Source organism: Pseudodesulfovibrio sp. 7M6, assembly GCF_050058625.1.
GTDB classification, from domain to species: Bacteria; Desulfobacterota; Desulfovibrionia; order Desulfovibrionales; family Desulfovibrionaceae; genus Pseudodesulfovibrio; species Pseudodesulfovibrio salinus.
In genome coordinates, this window is record NZ_CP188816.1 from 2,941,623 (window position 1) to 2,958,257 (window position 16,635).

At 61.7% G+C, this 16,635-nt stretch carries 11 protein-coding genes; 5 read left to right on the top strand and 6 right to left on the bottom strand.

Annotation, left to right across the window (positions count from 1 at the left end):
* Window positions 1-13: 13 nt before the first annotated feature.
* A complete protein-coding gene (locus ACI0FG_RS13800) occupies window positions 14-2,035 on the top strand; it encodes a molybdopterin-containing oxidoreductase family protein (RefSeq protein ID WP_419785580.1) in 2,022 nt (673 codons plus the stop codon).
* A gap of 159 nt (window positions 2,036-2,194) precedes the next feature.
* Here ACI0FG_RS13800 and ACI0FG_RS13805 read toward each other — a convergent pair whose 3' ends face one another.
* From ACI0FG_RS13805 to greA, 6 genes are all read right to left on the bottom strand, one after another.
* A complete protein-coding gene (locus tag ACI0FG_RS13805) occupies window positions 2,195-3,664 on the bottom strand; it encodes a protein adenylyltransferase SelO (RefSeq protein ID WP_419785581.1) in 1,470 nt (489 codons plus the stop codon).
* Between the two features lie 80 nt (window positions 3,665-3,744).
* Window positions 3,745-5,472 (bottom strand): bifunctional metallophosphatase/5'-nucleotidase, encoded by a 1,728-nt coding sequence (locus ACI0FG_RS13810; protein ID WP_419785582.1) that lies wholly within the window; start codon window positions 5,470-5,472, stop codon window positions 3,745-3,747.
* Window positions 5,473-5,595: 123 nt separating this feature from the next.
* Complete coding sequence (locus tag ACI0FG_RS13815; RefSeq protein WP_419785583.1) at window positions 5,596-7,779, bottom strand: glutamine synthetase III; 2,184 nt, start codon at window positions 7,777-7,779, stop codon at window positions 5,596-5,598.
* 435 nt (window positions 7,780-8,214) lie between these two features.
* On the bottom strand, window positions 8,215-8,862 hold the full coding sequence (locus ACI0FG_RS13820) for an RluA family pseudouridine synthase (RefSeq protein ID WP_419785584.1): 648 nt from the start codon (window positions 8,860-8,862) through the stop codon (window positions 8,215-8,217).
* Window positions 8,859-9,641 carry a hypothetical protein gene (locus ACI0FG_RS13825; protein ID WP_419785585.1) on the bottom strand — a complete coding sequence of 261 codons (783 nt, stop codon included), beginning with the start codon at window positions 9,639-9,641 and terminating at the stop codon, window positions 8,859-8,861. The genes ACI0FG_RS13820 and ACI0FG_RS13825 overlap by 4 nt, the downstream gene beginning before the upstream one ends.
* A gap of 68 nt (window positions 9,642-9,709) precedes the next feature.
* Window positions 9,710-10,204, bottom strand: coding sequence for a transcription elongation factor GreA (greA, locus tag ACI0FG_RS13830; RefSeq protein WP_419785586.1), 495 nt, complete (start codon window positions 10,202-10,204; stop codon window positions 9,710-9,712).
* A gap of 417 nt (window positions 10,205-10,621) precedes the next feature.
* Between greA and ACI0FG_RS13835 the strand changes: the two genes are divergently transcribed.
* Genes ACI0FG_RS13835 through ACI0FG_RS13850 form a run of 4 tightly spaced genes read left to right on the top strand, consistent with a single transcriptional unit; the run spans window position 10,622 to window position 15,380 of the window.
* Complete coding sequence (locus ACI0FG_RS13835) at window positions 10,622-11,878, top strand: BMP family lipoprotein (protein ID WP_419785587.1); 1,257 nt, start codon at window positions 10,622-10,624, stop codon at window positions 11,876-11,878.
* On the top strand, window positions 11,879-13,360 hold the full coding sequence (locus ACI0FG_RS13840; RefSeq protein WP_419785588.1) for an ATP-binding cassette domain-containing protein: 1,482 nt from the start codon (window positions 11,879-11,881) through the stop codon (window positions 13,358-13,360). It begins immediately after the preceding gene.
* Entirely contained in the window at window positions 13,357-14,397 is a 1,041-nt protein-coding gene (locus ACI0FG_RS13845; protein WP_419785589.1) for an ABC transporter permease, read from the top strand. Before ACI0FG_RS13840 ends, ACI0FG_RS13845 begins: the two co-directional genes overlap by 4 nt.
* Window positions 14,397-15,380: an ABC transporter permease gene (locus ACI0FG_RS13850; protein ID WP_419785590.1), complete on the top strand. Its 984-nt coding sequence runs from the start codon at window positions 14,397-14,399 to the stop codon at window positions 15,378-15,380. The genes ACI0FG_RS13845 and ACI0FG_RS13850 overlap by 1 nt, the downstream gene beginning before the upstream one ends.
* Window positions 15,381-16,635 lie beyond the last annotated feature (1,255 nt).

Sequence of the window (16,635 nt, forward strand, 5' to 3'; positions counted from 1 at the left end):
CAAGGAGACGACCATGTGGAAACGCACAGTCTGCACCAAGGACTGCCCGGATACCTGCGGCCTTCTGGCCAAAGTTGAAAACGGCCGCGTCGTGGCGGTCAAGGGCGACCCGGAACATCCCTTCACCAAAGGGTTCATCTGCCGCAAGGGAGCGACCTTTCCGGCCCATGTACATTCGCCCGACAGGCTGACCGTCCCGCTAAAGCGCACCGGGGTGAAGGGGAGCGGCCAGTTCGCGCCCATCACCTGGGACGAGGCGTTGGACGAAATAGCCGAACACATGCGCGCCGTGGCCGACGAGTTCGGACCAGAGGCCATTCTCCCCTATTCCTACGCCGGGCACATGGGCATCGTTCACCGCCACTCCGGCCATGCCTTTTTCAACCGGCTGGGAGCCAGTTCGCTCAAATACACCATCTGTGCGGCAGCGGCCACGGCCGGACTTCGGGTCAGTCTCGGCACCGGACCGGGCGCGGACCTGGAAGGAACAATCGACTCCGACTTCATCATCATCTGGGGCAGCAACACCCGCACCACCAACGTGCACGCCTGGCCCTTCTTCCAGGCCGCCCGCAAGAACGGTGCGAAACTCGTGGTCATCGACCCCTACCGCAACCAGACGGCACAGGCTGCCGACGAGCACATCATGCTCCGCCCCGGTTCAGACGCGGCCCTCGCCCTGGCCATGATGCACGTCCTTATCTCCGAGGATTTGATCGACCGCGACTACATCAAACGCATGACCGTGGGGTTCGACCAACTCAAGGAGCGGGTGGCCGAGTATCCGCCGGAATCAGCGGCCCGCCTCTGCGGCGTGGAGCCTGAGCAGATAGTGAATCTGGCCCGGCAATACGGCACGGCCAAGGCCCCCTTCATCCGGGGCGGCATGGGCCCCGCGCGCCAACTGGCCGGAGCCATGGCCACACGCACCATCAGCCTGCTCCCGGCCCTGGTCGGCGCATTCGAAAAACCGGGCGGCGGCTTTTCCCGCAGCGTGGGCGGCGGTATCTCCAACCTGACCTCCCTGACCCTGCCCGATCTGCGTCCGGCCGGGACCCGCGAGATCAACATGGTCGAGCTGGGCGACGCCCTGACCCGGCTGGACGATCCGCCGGTCAAACTCCTGTACGTCTACCTTTCCAACCCCGCAGCCGTGGCGCCCCAGTCCCGCCGGGTACTCCGGGGCATGGCGCGCGAGGACCTCTTCACCGTGGTGCAGGAACTGTACATGACCGATACGGCCAAGTACGCGGACATCATTCTGCCTGGCGCCACCTTCATGGAAGTGGGGGACATCTATAAGGCATACGGCCACAACTACATCCAGGCCGCCGAGCCGGTCATCGAACCTGTGGGCCAGTGCCGACCGACCCTGGACATTTTCCAGTCCCTCGCAAAACGTCTCGGCTTTGACGATGCAATCTTTTCCATGACCCAGCCGGAGCTTATGGAACAGCTCATTGCCGACAACAAGGACGCGCCCGCCATGCAGGGTATCGACCTCGACCGGCTGCGCGAAGGATATCCGGTACGGCTGAACATCCCGGCCTCGCCCTATGCGCAGGGTTTCGGCACGCCCTCCGGCAAGGTGGAATTCTATTCCGAGACCATGGCCGCGAAGGGCCTCGACCCGCTGCCGGACGGCACGCCGGTGCGCGACCCGGACGGCGTGCGCTATCCGCTGGAGTGCATCACCCCGCCCCACCGGCTGCTGCTCAACTCCGCCTTCAACGAGGTGGCCGAGCTGCGCGAAAAAATCGGACCGGCCACAGTCAAGATACACCCGGAGACCGCAGCGGCCCGGAGCATCAACCAGGGCGATCCGGTCCGCGTATTCAACGACCGGGGCGAATGCCGCCTCCAGGCCGAAGTCACCGAGGACACCCGCCCGGACCTGCTCGTCATCGAAGGACTCCGCTGGCCCTCCCTCACTCCCGGCGGCGGGGCCAACCAGCTCACCAGCCAGCGCCTCACCGACATGGGTGAAACCTGCGCCTTCCACTGCAACCGGGTGGAAGTGGAACCGGTGGAGTAAAGGCGGCCTCCGGCGGCTGGGGGAAGGGAAGAGGGGAACCTTTTGGAAAAGGTTCCCCTCTTCCCTTCCCCCAGACCCCCATCCTATCTCCCTTCCAAAACTTTTTGGTGCCGCTTCGCGGGGGGAGGGAGGAAGAGAGCTGTAAGAAAGGACGAATTGTTAGGTGCCGCAGAAGGTGCGGTGGACTACTTCGCTCGGTTCAGGTGGGATTTCGTATTCAGTGAATTCGGGGAGGTCCTCGTAGGGAGCGGAAAGTGCCTTGATGAGTTGGTGTGCGGGGGCGAAGTCGCCATGGTCTTCGGCGGCCCGGATGGCCTGCTCCAGGCGGTGATTGCGGGGGATACGCGCGGGGTTGGCGGCACGCATGGCTATGAGGGCGTCCTCGAAGTCGATGCCCAGCCCGCCCAGATGAGCGCGCCAGAATCCGACCCAGTCGGGCATTTCCGCAGCCTCGGTGAAAAGCGCAAGGAAGGATGCCCCGTCCTGCCGCCAGCGGGCCAGTTCCCGAAAGGCGACGGTGAAATCCACCTCCTGCTCGTGCAAACGGCGCAACAGGTCCCGGACAACGGCGTAGTCGGCCGCGTTGCCGTTTTCAATGCCGATCTTGCGGGACATGGTCTTATGAAGATGCCGGGCGAAGATAGCCGGGAATTCGGCCAGCACTGCCTCGGCGGTCTCGCGACCGGCCTCCCCTTCCGCTCCGTTGGCCATGAGCGGAGCCAGACAGCCGCCCAGGCTGGACAGGTTCCACTGGGCAATGGCGGACTGATTTTCATAGGCATAGCGCCCCTGCCCGTCGATGGAGCTGAAGACCGTGGAGGGCGAATACACATCCATGAAGGCACAGGGGCCGAAGTCGATGGTTTCCCCGGCAACCGAGGTGTTGTCCGTGTTCATCACGCCGTGGATGAATCCAACGCCCATCCACTGCGCCACCAGTCCGGCCACCCGGTCGGCAATCTGCCGAAACAGCTCGGCATAGGGATCGGCCGCATCCCGGCACACCGGATAGTGGCGGTCAATGACGTAATCCGCCAGCAGTCGCAGCGAGGCAGTATCGCCCCTGGCCGCGAAATATTCAAAGGTGCCCACCCGAATATGGCTGGCCGCCACCCGCGTCAGCACACCACCGGGCAGCTCGTTTTCCCGATGCACGGTCTCACCCGTGGCGACCATGGCCAGAGCACGTGAACTGGGAATACCCAGTGCGTGCATGGCCTCGCTTACCACATATTCGCGGATGACCGGTCCCAAGGGCGAACGGCCGTCGCCTCCGCGCGAAAATCGTGTCCGGCCTGATCCCTTGAGCTGAATATCGAACCGCTGGCCGTCCGGCGCGCCCACCTCACCCAGCAGCACGGCCCGGCCATCGCCCAGCTGGGGCACAAAATGGCCGAACTGATGCCCGGCATAGGCCTGCGCCAATGGTTCCGCGCCCTCAATCGGCTTGTTGCCGGAGAACATATCTGCCAGAACCGCCTCATCCTCCGGGAACCGCAGTCCGAGCCGGTCGGCCAGGGCAAGGTTCAGGCGAATGAGCCGGGGCGCAAGCACCGGCACGGGATCAATGCGCTCGTAGAATTGCTCCGGCAGACGGGCATAGGTGTTGTCGAACGGAATGGCGGTCATGGGCAGCTTTCCGGCGGGTTGGACCGGAACCTCCTCCCATAGAGATAAGACCTCCGTCCCGAAAAACAATCCCGCGTCGGCTACCGCGCCGGAATGTAGGTCACGTCCATCTCCTTGGGCGGTGCCAGCGGCGAGCTGGCCTTGACGTAATCCATAAATGCCTGGGCATCCACAAACCCGGTGTCCTCATGTCCGGCCTCCCCTTTAAACATGGTGTATCCGTCGCCGCCTCCGGCCAGATAGGCGTTGGTCACCACCCGATAGTTTCGGTCCGGATTGAGCGCCCCCCACGCCCCGTTTTGCCGGATATCCAGTTGCGTGATGCGGTTCCCTTCCGGGCGATTCATGTCCGCCGTGTACCGGGCGTTCGCCACATACGGGAAAGCGCCGCCGCCACGGGTCACGCCATATTCCAGTGCATCACAAATCGTTTTCCCCTTGAGGGACAACACAACAAGGGAATTGTTGAAAGGCAGTACCGAATAGATGGTTCCGACGGAGATATCGCCCTGGGGAATGGACTCTCGGACCCCGCCACCGTTTATCAGCGCCATATCCGCAGGCCTGCCCGTACGCGCCAGTCGGGCGAGCATGGACCTGGCAACCAGCGGAGCCAGCAAACTGCCATGGGGCAAGCTGATGCCGGAATCGGAAACACCGGGCACCCGCGTGTGCGTCAAGGCAGCCGATGCCTTGCCGATAACCTCCCGGCGCAAGGCTTCCAGCCCGGCGGTAAATGGCGCGAGGTAGGCGGCTATAGCTTTGTCCGGCCCCACGGATGCAACCGGAGGGTGTTCATCCATCCAACGTATGGCAGCCTTATTCTCCTTCTGCTCCAGAGCCTTCCACTTGCCGTCCTTCTTGCGGACGAGCGTTCCGGCATCGACCAGGAGCAGCGGCCTGGGCACCGCCGAGGTCACCCTCCCCTCCCGGTCAAAGGTGAGGTCCAGCCTGCCGAGCACCCGGCTCCACTCCCAGGCCGTGACCACATAGACGGGGTTGCCGTCCGCACCCTTGACCACGGTGGGATACGGTCCCGAGGCGTGCAGCCCGACCACGCCGAAATAAGATTGGCCGTGCTCGCCGAGAAGTGTATGCGAATGGCCGCCGACAATAACGTCCACACCGTGGACCTCGGCTGCCAGTTGTTGGTCCTCCGCATACCCCACATGCGTGAGCAGGATGATCTTGTTGACCCCCTGTTTCGTAAGCTCCGCCACATATTTTCGTGCGGTAGCCGCCGCATCGTCAAAAGACACGCCCGGTCCGGGGCTGGATATGAACGCGGTATCCGGCGTGGTCAGTCCGATGACGCCGACCCGCTCGCCGCCATAACCCAGGATGACGTACGGCTTGATGCGCTCGGCCAGGCAAGGCACACCCGGAGTTTCGACATTGGCGCCCAGCACCGGGACATCGGTGTATTCCAGCATCCCGGACAGCAGTTCCGCCCCCTTGTCGAACTCATGGTTGCCGAGGGTCATGGCATCGAACCCGAGTCGGTCCAGCAACTCCATTTCCGGCCTGCCGCCAAACTTCATGAAATAGAGTCCACCCTGAACCACATCTCCCGCATGGAGCAAGGCCACGTTCGGCACGGATCGGCGGACCTTCCGCACCTGTGCCGCAAGTTGCGGCCAGCCGCCGAGAGTCGCGCGGTTTTCCTCACCATTAACCGAAATCGCATCGTTGGTCCCGGCCAGATAGGAGTGGGTGTCGTTGACATGCAGGACAGTCAGTTTGAACGCCACCGCCGGGGTGGCAAGCAGCGTTAGCAGAATAAGAAAAGTCAGAACGGTTCGCTTCATGACATGCTCCATAACAGGTTCACCGACAACATAGCAGAAACGGTTCCGGTGCGGAATCAGACTCAGGACAAAAAGAAAGGCCCGCCGAGGCGGGCCTTTCCATATTTCGGAATAAACCGGGAACTACTTGATGAAGAGCATTTCCTGGTAAGTGGGCAGGGGCCACATATCGTCGGCAACCAGACCCTCCATCTCGTCGGCCACTTCGCGGACGGTCAGCATGGCGGGCAGAATCTTGCTCTGCTTGTACTCAGCCTCGTCAGCCATGGTCTTGAAGTCGTCCTTGGCCATCAGCTTGTCCAGGGCCACAATGGCCTTTTCCAGCTTGCCGATCAGGGCGGTGACTTCCTTGAGACCCGGGGTACCGCCGGTGACACCGGCAGCCTTCAGGTTGGCGGCCACACCGGCCAGCTCGCCCTGGTAACGGACGGCGGCGGGCATGATGATCGTCTTGGCGATCTTTTCCACCAGCAGGGACTCGGTGAGGATCAGCTGATTGTACTGCTCGTAGGCAATTTCCTGACGGGCGTGCAGCTCATCCCTGGAGAGGACGCCGTACTTGGCGTAGACATCCACAACGTCCTTGTCGGTCAAAGCCGGCAGGGCGTCCGGAGTGGACTTCAGGTTGGGCAGACCGCGCTTGGCGGCTTCCTTCTGCCATGCGTCGGCGTAACCGTCACCGTTGAAGATGACGTGGCCGTGCTTCTTCATGATGCCCTGGAGGACCTTCTGGCAGGCGGCGCTCAGCTTGGAGGCATCGCCCTTGGTGATCTTCTCGATCTCGTCGGTGACGAAGTCCAGGGACTCGGACAGGATGGTGTTCAGGACAACCTGGGCACCGGCGATGGACTGGTTGGAACCCACGGCGCGGAACTCGAAGCGGTTGCCGGTGAAGGCGAACGGGGAAGTACGGTTACGGTCGCCGGAATCCATGGGCAGAGCGGGCAGGGTGTCGACACCCAGCTCCAGGCAGCCCTTGGCCTTGCAGCCCTTGAGGTCGCCCAGCTCGATCTGGTTGAAGATTTCGGCCAGCTCTTCACCCAGGAAGATGGAGATGATGGCCGGCGGGGCCTCGTTGGCGCCCAGGCGGTGGTCGTTACCGGCGCTGGCAACGGCGGCGCGCAGCAGCTTGCCGTACTTCTCGACCGCACGGATGGTGGCGGCGGTGATGGCCAGGAACTGCATGTTCTCGTGCGGGGTGGCACCCGGGGAGTACAGGGAGCCCTGCGTGCTGGTGGAGATGGAGTAGTTCAGGTGCTTGCCGGAACCGTTGATGTTGGCAAACGGCTTTTCGTGCAGCAGGCAGGCCATGCCGTAACGTTTGGCAACGCTGCGCAGGGTGGTCATGACCATCTGGTTGTGGTCGGTGGCCAGATTGGACTGCTCGTAGACCGGAGCGATCTCGAACTGGCCGGGAGCAACCTCGTTGTGACGGGTCTTGACCGGCACGCCCAGCTTGTACAGCTCGCGCTCGACTTCCATCATGAAGGCCAGCACGCGGCGGGGAATGGCGCCGAAGTAATGGTCGTCCAGCTCCTGGCCCTTGGCGGGCTTGGCACCGAACAGCGTGCGTCCGCAGACCATCAGGTCCGGGCGGGCGAAGTAGAAATTACGATCGACCAGGAAGTACTCCTGCTCGGGACCGGCGTTGGAGACGACCATGGAGCCATCGTCGGTGCCGAAGAGAGCCAGCAGACGGCGGCCGGCCTTGTTCAGGGCCTGATTGGCGCGCAGCAGCGGGGTCTTTTTGTCCAGCGCGTGTCCTTTCCAGGAAACGAACGCGGTGGGGATGCACAGGAAGGTACCGTTGGGGTTCTCCAGGATGTAGGCCGGGTTGGTCACGTCCCAGGCGGTGTAGCCGCGGGCTTCGAAGGTCGCGCGCAGGCCGCCGGACGGGAAGGAGGAAGCATCAGGCTCACCCTGGATCAGCAGCTTGCCCTCGAACTCGGCAATGGCCTCACCGTCACCGGCGGGGTTCAGGAAGCTGTCGTGCTTTTCGGCGGTCAGGCCGGTCATGGGGTAGAACACGTGGGTGTAGTGGGTGGCACCTTTGGAAATGGCCCACTCCTTCATGGCTGCGGCAACGGGACCGGCGATCGAGGGATCGAGTTTTTCCCCGGACTTCTTGGTCTTCATCAGAGATTTGTAAATCTCCTTGGGCAGCATGTCCCTCATGACCTTGTCGCTGAAGACATTGGAACCGAAGACATCCGTAGGCTTGGTCTCGGCAAAATTCAGGGGTTTGACATTCGGGGTGTAATTGGTCACCGCGGCGATGGCGGTCTGACGCGTCTGGTATCCGCTCATTAAAATTCTCCTTGCGGGCAAAATGGATTTTCCGGCTCAACCCGGACCTGGGATAGCCTGGCCCTTGTTGTCTCAGCACTTATACCAAGGTCCATGCCAAATATAAAAAATACTTTTATTTCAACGAATTGCAGGTTTGACCTTTTTCTGAACCCTCAAAAATCATACGAAATTGTAGTTTGAGTCCGCTTTTTCCTCCCTTCGGCGTGCCAATTTTGCAATTTTTTTTCGTAATATTCACAATCAGCTGTATAAGCTGAATAAAACAATGACATTATTGGGAACAGCAAAAAGCGCTGTCCGGTGAATCATAGGGCAGTCCAGAAGAATTTCCAACTGCCAATACGAAGAAAATAGACAAATTCGGAACATGCCGTCGACAAAAAGCGTATTTCAGGACGACAAAATCAACAAAATGCCAAAAGGAAAATCAAATCAAAAAGGGGGCGTTGAGGCAAACTCCATGGGGCGTCCCGTGGCGGGATGCCGAAAACGGAGAAGAGAGGCATGAAGCTTCAGTTGACCAGGCCCAGTACCTGAACCGTACAGACGATCGCCCACAATGGGGCAGCCGAGTCCTTTTTCATGGGCGGAGTGCAGCCGGAGCTGATGGGTCCGCCCGGTCTGAGGCATGAACTCCACGCGCGTCAATCCGCCCTCCACTCCAAGGCGGCGCCAGCGGGTCAAGCCACGCTTGCCGTTGACCGGATCGTAAACCTGGCGGGGCCGGTCATCCGGGTCCAGACGGAACTTGAGTTCAACCACCCCGCCCGTCTCGCCCAGCACGCCTTCCAGCAATGCGACATACCGCTTGCCCACCAGCCTGTCCATGAACTGCTTGGAAAGATTGCGATGCGCAGAAGTCGTCAGCGCGAGCAGCAGCAACCCGGAGGTATCCTGATCCAGCCGATGCACAGAAGGCTGTTCAATACATTCGGGGAAAAGGGAACGCACGCGGGAAACCACGCAATCCTGGTTCGCCTCTCCCTTGCCGGGTACGGAGAGCAGTCCGGACGGCTTGTCCACCACCACCAGATGGTCGTCGGAAAAAAGGATGGTCAGATCGTTGTCGGCCGAGGTCACAGGTCCTCCAGGCCACAGAGCATATGACCGAGAATAAGTCCGCATTTGCTGCTGCATGCGGGGTATACGGCCCCGTTTATCCGGGTCTTGGACCGATTTTCGCGGCCGAGATAGAACTCCGAAATGCCGAGGGGCACCAGTCCGTAACGGGCGGCATAGCCGATGAGCTTTGGCGCGCAGCAGTCGCCCGTGCCTGTGGGAATGCCCCGGTCCGGACCTACGACTTCCACCATCGGCTTGAGCTGACGCCTGAAATTCGGGAGGAGATACAGCGCGTGAATATCCTTTGTCAGTGCCCGGGAAAGCCCCCGACGCCGTTCGATAAGCTTGTTCCGCTCCGGGGAGTCCACGGGCAGGGAGGCGATGCGGCTTCCATACTTCTTAATAAGCTTCTCCGGCCCCCAGCTCATGGCCGCCATCTGCCGGGTATCGACCAGGGGCGGCACCCAGCCCGGCACCTGCCATACTCCGTTCATCTGGCCGGAGAAGGCCTTGAGCACACCGGTTCTTCCCTGCTTGTCCCGACAGACGAGCACGCCGAACATCTGGCCGCGAGCTTCGCCGAAAAGCGGTGCTGTGGAGAGTCTGGGATCGGCCCGGTCTTCGGGCGCGTCATAGTCCACCCGCCCGGTATGGAGCAGGCTCTTGATCAGACGGTAGGCTTCCGGCAGCGAGGGCCCCAGGGGGAGAGCGTGTTTTCTCCCACAAACCCGGCATTGGGCTTCGCAGGATGTCCGTTTGTCGAAGTCGCCTTGCAGTTTAATGTATTCAAGCATCATAAAAGACCTCGCCACCCGGAGGCGGCGAGGCCAATATACACTTCTTTAAGAATATAGGACAAGTGAAATCAGTCGAAATCAACCGCGGCGGAGCCGAGGAATTTCACGGAAACGATCTCGTATTCGATCTTGCCCCGGGGTGCGTCCACAATAACTTCGTCGCCCTCTTCCTTGCCGAGCACGGCCTTGCCCATGGGGGAAAGCACGGAGATGGAGCCTTTCTTGTGATTGGCGTCATCCGGTCCGAGCAGAGTAAAGGTCCGGGTATCTCCGGTATCGATATCCTCAACCTCTACGGTTGCACCGAAGATGGCACGTTCGCCCCCCAGCGTGTCCAGATCGAGCACGTCGAAAAGCGGCATGTGGGAGTTGATGTAGGTGATGCGTGCCTCCAACATGCCCTGACGCTCGCGGGCGGCATCGTACCCGGCGTTCTCGGAGAGATCGCCCTCCTCCCGCGCTTCCTTGATGGCCTGGATGATGGCCGGACGTTGCGCCTTGAGTTCCTCAAGTTCATTCTTGATTTTTTCGAATCCCTGCTTGGAGATGGGTATGCGTTCCATAGTGTCTACCTCGCACGTGAAACAGAATAAAAAAAAGAGCAGATGGCGCGGTTATCAAAAAATCAAGGACCGCGCCCCTGCAACAGTGTCACATCGTGTTGACGAACCTCCTACCTAATACATCCGGAATAAACGGTCAAGTAGGTTGCGGCAACGCCGCGCATCCGGACACCCCTTCTTTTTATAGTAGAGGGATGCGGCACTCCGTGATAAATGAAAATCCGGTCCGGCACGGCCGGACGGGGGACCGAATACGCCGCGGCACCGGACACAAGCGGTTGACACCGGCGGCGTATCTGATTCAATACCTTTTTTTTCGGGTTCCGGGCTTGCCCCGGGTCCCGCCGTCGCGGCCCGGTTTCGGCCGCAGAAACCGCCGTCCCGCCCCTGCGGGCATCGGCACACCGGAGGATGAGGATGAAGACATTTCGCATGATGGCGGCGCTGGCCCTGTGCCTGTCCCTGCTCTTCGCCCTGGGCTGCGCTTCCGAACCCGAGAAGAAAGCCGAGGACAAGGCTCCGGCCAAGACCGAAGCCCCTGCTCCCGCTGCCACCGAGGCAAAAGCCGACGCCAAGCCCCTGACCATGGGTCTTATCCTGGTCGGCCCCTACAATGACAAGGGTTACAGCCAGGCTCAGTACGAGGGCGGCAAATACGTTGAGAACAAGATGGGCGGCAAGCTCATCTACCTTGACAAGGTCAACCCTGCCGACCGTCCCGGCCTGACCATTCCCCAAGTGGTGGACGATCTGCTCTCCAAGGGTGCCGACTTCATCGTAGCGGGTAGCGACGACATGACCGACGGTATCCTGGAAGCCGCCGCCCAGCACCCGGATACGATTTTCATCCACGCTTCCGGCGATGCGGCGCTGACCGGCAAGGGGCCCAAGAACCTGGGCAACGTCTTCGCCCGCATGATCTACCCCAAGATGATGGCCGGATTCTCCGCGGGCATGACCACCCAGACCGGCAAGATCGGTATCGTCGGCCCGCTCATCAACGCCGAGACCCGCCGCCTCATCGTCTCCGCCTACCTGGGCGCGCGCTACGCCTGGACCCAGGTGCGCGGCAAGGATGCCAAGGATCTGACCTTCAGCGTCAAGTGGATCGGTTTCTGGTTCAACATCCCCGGCGTTACCGCCGACCCGACCCAGATGGCCGGTTCCCTCTATGACAGCGGCTGCGACGTGGTCCTCTCCGGCATCGACACCCCCGAAGTCGTCACCGTGGCCCAGCAGCGCCGCGATGCGGGCAAGAACGTCTGGGCCCTGCCCTACGACTACGAGAAGGCCTGCGAGGGCCAGGGCGGCGTCTGCGTGGGCGTGCCCTACTTCAACTGGGGTCCGATGCTCCTGAAGGTCGCCCAGGAAGTGAAGGCCGGTACCTACAAGTCCTCCTTTGAGTGGGAAGCCCCCTACTGGGCCGACATCAACGACCACGACAAGTCTCCCGTTGGCTTCATGCCCGGCGAAGGCATGTCCGCCGACGTCAAGAAGGCCCTGGACGAGTTCGTGGCCAAGCTGGGCACCGGCGAGGTCAACCTGTTCAAGGGCCCCCTCAACTACCAGGACGGTTCCGTCTTCCTCAAGGACGGCGAGACCGCTACCGACAAGCAGATCTGGTACATGCCGCAGCTGCTCGAAGGCATGGAAGGACTCTCCAGCCCCAAATAAATGATCGTCCTAAACGATATACATAAACATTACGGCCGGGTTCGGGCCAATGACGGCATCAGCCTCACCCTCGAACCCGGCCGCATCTATGCCCTGGTCGGTGAAAACGGCGCAGGCAAGTCCACGCTCATGCGCATTCTGGCGGGCCACACCCGCCCCACATCCGGCAGCATAGAGATCGACGGCGAATCCCTGACCCACCTCACTCCCGCCCTGGCGCGGCAGCATGGTGTGGGTATGCTCTACCAGGACCCGCTGGACTTTCCGGCCATGCCTGTCTGGGAAAATTTCCAGCTCGGCGCGCCTCACCGCACCAAGCGCGAGGTGGTGGACGTCATCGGCGAGCTCTCCTACCGGCTGGACGCCTGTTTCCTGCCCGACGAGCCTGTCTCGTCCCTCACTGTGGGCGAGCGTCAGCTGCTGGAACTGCTCCGCCTCCTCGACCTGGGCGCCACCACGCTCATCCTGGACGAGCCCACCACGGGCATCACCCCGGAGCAGAAGCGTGACCTTTTCAATCTGCTCATCCAGCTGGCGCGCGAGGAAAACCACACCGTGGTCATCGTCACGCACAAGCTCTCCGAAGCGCTGGAAATGGCCGACGCCATCTTCGTCATGCGCCAGGGCCAGCTGGTCAGCACCCTGACCCCGCCCTACGACGAGCGGGACCTCGTAAACCGCATGTTCGGCGAGGCCGCCAATGGCGAAGTCGCCCCTCTGCCCAGGATCGACGAGACCAAACCGCCCCGGCTGGTTCTGGATGACGTCCTCTTCGCAGGTCCGAAATACTCCATGGATCAACTCGATTTTACCGCCCGTCCCGGCGAGTGTATCGGTCTGGCAGGGCTGGACGGATCGGGCCAGGAACTCTTTCTGCGCGGCCTGTGCGGCCTGGACCGTATGCCCGGCGGCAAACTGATTCTGGACGGCCACGCATACGGCTCCAACGACTTCAAGACCCTGCGCCGGGCCGGTGTGCAGTTCGTCCCGGCGGACCGGTTGCAACTCGCCCTGTTTCCGGCACTGAACCTCATGGAACACATCACCCTCGCCTTTCCGGAACAAAACCGGGACCGGCAGAAATTCTACGACGAACAATGTGTGGACCGCTTCAACCTGCGCGCCCACCCCGACACCCACGCCAGCGAACTCTCCGGCGGCAACCAGCAGCGCCTGCTGCTCTCGCTCATCCCGGACAACGCCACGCTCATGCTCATGGAACACCCCACGCGCGGCTTGGACGCCGGTTCGGCCCGTCAGGTATGGAATCATCTGAAGGAACGGTGCGAGCACGGCGCAACCCTGATCTATTTCTCGCCCGACCTGGAGGAAGTGCTGGAGCACAGCCATCGGGTTGCCGTTTTCTATGACCGCAAGCTGGCCGCCGTGGTGGACCGCGAACAGGCCAACATGGAGACCATCGGCGCGCTCATGGCGGGCAAACCGCCCGAGGAAATCCTCGGCACCGGAGGCCGCCAATGAGCCGCGAATCCCTGCTCAAACAGATAGGCTGGTTCGCCGCCGCCGTGGTGCTGGCCCTGCTTCTGACCGTGCTGGTCGCCCTGCCCACGGGTGCGCCGCCGTTCAAGACCATTGCCATCCTCTTCCAGGGCGGACTCGGCTCCCTGTCCAAATTCGGACAGGTACTGTCGGTCTGGGTGCCGCTCACCCTCTGCTCCGTCGGCCTGCTCATCCCCTTCACCGCCCGGCTGTGGAACATCGGCGTGGAAGGACAGGTCATCATGGGTGCCATCTTCTGCACCGCCGCCCTGCGTCCCTTTGACGGCGGCGGCACCGGGCAGATCATTCTGGCCCTTGCGGCCGCGGCACTGGGCGGTGCGCTCTGGGCATTGCTTTCCGGCCTGCTGCGCGTCTTCGGCCGCGTGCACGAAATCTTTTCCGGGCTGGGCCTCAACTTCGTGGCCCTGGGCATCATCCTCTGGCTCATCTTCGGCCCGTGGAAACGCCCCGGCATCGCCTCCATGTCCGGCACCGAACCGCTGGACATCTCGCTGTGGCTGACCAAAGTCGGCAGCATGTCCGTCACCTGGGTCGGCCTCGGGCTGGCCGCCGCTGCCCTCATTCTGGCGGCCATACTCCTGCATCACACCGGCTGGGGCCTCAAGCTCCGCGCCGTGGGCGAAAACCCCAAGGCGGCCACCCTCTTTGCCCTTGGACCGCGCCGCCGTCTGCTCCAGGCCTTCATGCTCTGCGGTGCCATGGCCGGACTGGCCGGAGCCACACAGGTGCTGGCGGTCTATCACCGACTGCTGCCCTCCATCTCCAGCAGCTATGGCTACACCGGCTTGCTGGTGGGAATGATGGCATCCTTCCGCCTCGGGCTGGTACCACTCATCTGTCTGTTCTTCGCCGTGCTCAATGTGGGGTCCATCCAGCTCCCGTTGCAGCTCGGCCTGGATTCCTCGCTCTCCGGTGTCATCCAGGGCGTGATGGTCCTCTCGGTGTTCATCGTCCAGGGCATCCGGCTCTGGCTGAAAAAACGCAGGGAGGAAGCATAATGGAAACCTTTGCCCTGACCGTTGCCGCCGTTCTCATGGCGGGCGCGCCCCTGGTGCTGGCTACCCTGGGCGAGACCCTCACCGAGAAGGCGGGCATCATCAACCTTTCCCTGGACGGAGCCATCCTGCTCTCGGCAATGGCCGCTTTTGCCGTTGCCTCCATCACAGGCAGCCCCTGGCTCGGCGTCATCGGCGGTGCCTGCGTGGGCGCTGCCACTGCGGGTGTACTCGGCATCATCGGCATCTATCTGGGCCAGTCCCAGCTCGCCATCGGCTTCATCCTCACCCTGCTCTGCCGCGACCTTGCCTACTTCCTGGGCCACAACTATTCCCGGCAGCCCGGCCCGGACCTCGGCCTGTGGACCATCCCCGGCCTGAAAGGCGTCCCCTTCCTCGGCCCGATCCTCGCCAATGCCTCGCCGGTCATCTATCTTGGGCTGGGCGCCATCGCCCTGTGCTGGTGGTGGATGTACCGCACCGAGGGTGGCATGAGGTTGCGCGCCGTGGGTGAATCCCCGCGCGCGGCTTTCGGACGCGGCATCCGTGTCAGGCTGACGCGTTTTGCCTACTGTCTGGCAGGCGGCGCGCTGGTCGGAATGGCCGGAGCCGCCTATTCCCTTGCCGTCAAGCCCGGCTGGGGCCGTCCCCAAGGGTGCGAAGGCGCGGGCTGGATAGCGCTGGCCATCGTCATTTTCGGCGGCTGGCACCCTGTTCGCGCGGCGCTAGGCGCATTCTTCTTTGCCGCGTTGCAGGTTTCCGGCATCTATTTGCAGGAGATTTTCCCCTCCATTCCGGCCCCGGTCTTCCAGGTGGCCCCGTTCCCCATGATGATCTTGACGCTGTTGGCCGTAAATCTCGGCCGGGTCGGCTGGGTCCAGGACTTGGTGCGTCGGCATCCATTCCTTGGCAAGCTTTCCGGCAGCTGGCCGATTGAATCGCCAGCTGCGCTGGGGCAGGATTTCGACCCGAAAAAAGGATTGTAGACGAGGGTGGGGGCTTGCGCCTTCCGCCATCGGCGGGAGGGGATGGTTTCTGTTTAATACTCCGTATGGGGAAAGGCAGAGAGCCGGGTTTGAAGCCGTTCGGCTTCAAAGTTCCCTCCATGCCCTGCGCGGGCGGCGCTACTTTTTGCTGGGCCAAAAAGTAGGAAAAAGGCCCCTGCGAGTAGCTTGGCCGCCTGCGTGTTTCGCCGGAAGCATCCGATCCAAGCGGGACGGCTCCATCCTTTGAAAAGTATAGTGACGTTTCTCCGCGAACAGATCGAGGCTGCCCCATCCGTCCGGGTGGCTTACGGGAGCCGCCTTACCCGCTTGGTCGGCTGCTAACCGTCGAAACACAGGGCTGGCCTCAGCGAATTAATTGTTACGCTTTCCGAGACCGGACGGTTGTCCTCGGAGACTTCTTTTGCGAATGCTCAGGCTCCTGCTTGCCGCTACGACATAAAGACAAGTTCCCCTTATCTCAGCCCTGCGGGGACGCGGCTTAGAAGCTGACCAAACGGCCGGAGCGAATCTTCGCGGCCCGGCTTTTTTTGCTTCCCGCCTTGGGACGCGGGAGCGCAGGCCGTTTGGATCAGATTCTTTGCCCGTCACCGGGGCGATGGGCATGGCACCCCGAGAGCGCTTTTTGCTTACTTTTGGGCGCTCTGGTCCAAAAGTAAGTCGCACCTTTAGGGTGCGAAACACTCTGATATAAATCCCGCTGGAAGCGGCTCCAACTTTGTATTTCTCTTATGTTTTTATCTTTGATTTTCCAAAAGCTGAGAGCCGGGTTTGAAGCCTGTGGCTTCAAAAGCCCTCCATTGCCCTGCGCGGGCGGCGCTACTTTTTGCTGGGCCAAAAAGTAGGAAAAAGGCCCTTGCGAGTAGCCTTGCCGCCTGCGTGTTACGCCGGAAGCATCCGATCCAAGCGGGACGGCTCCATCCTTTGAAAAGTATAGTGACGTTTCTCCACGAATAGAGCGAGGCTGCCACCAACCTACCGGGTGGCTTACGGGAGCCGCCTTACCCGCTTGGTCGGCTGCTAACCGTCGAAACACAGGGCTGGCCTCAGCGAATTAATTGTTACGCTTTCCGAGACCGGACGGTTGTCCTCGGAGACTTCTTTTGCGAATGCTCAGGCTCCTGCTTGCCGCTACGACATAAAGACAAGTTCCCCTTATCTCAGCCCTGCGGGGACGCGGCTTAGAAGCTGACCAAACGGCCGGAGCGAATCTTCGCGGCCCGGCTTTTTTTGCTTC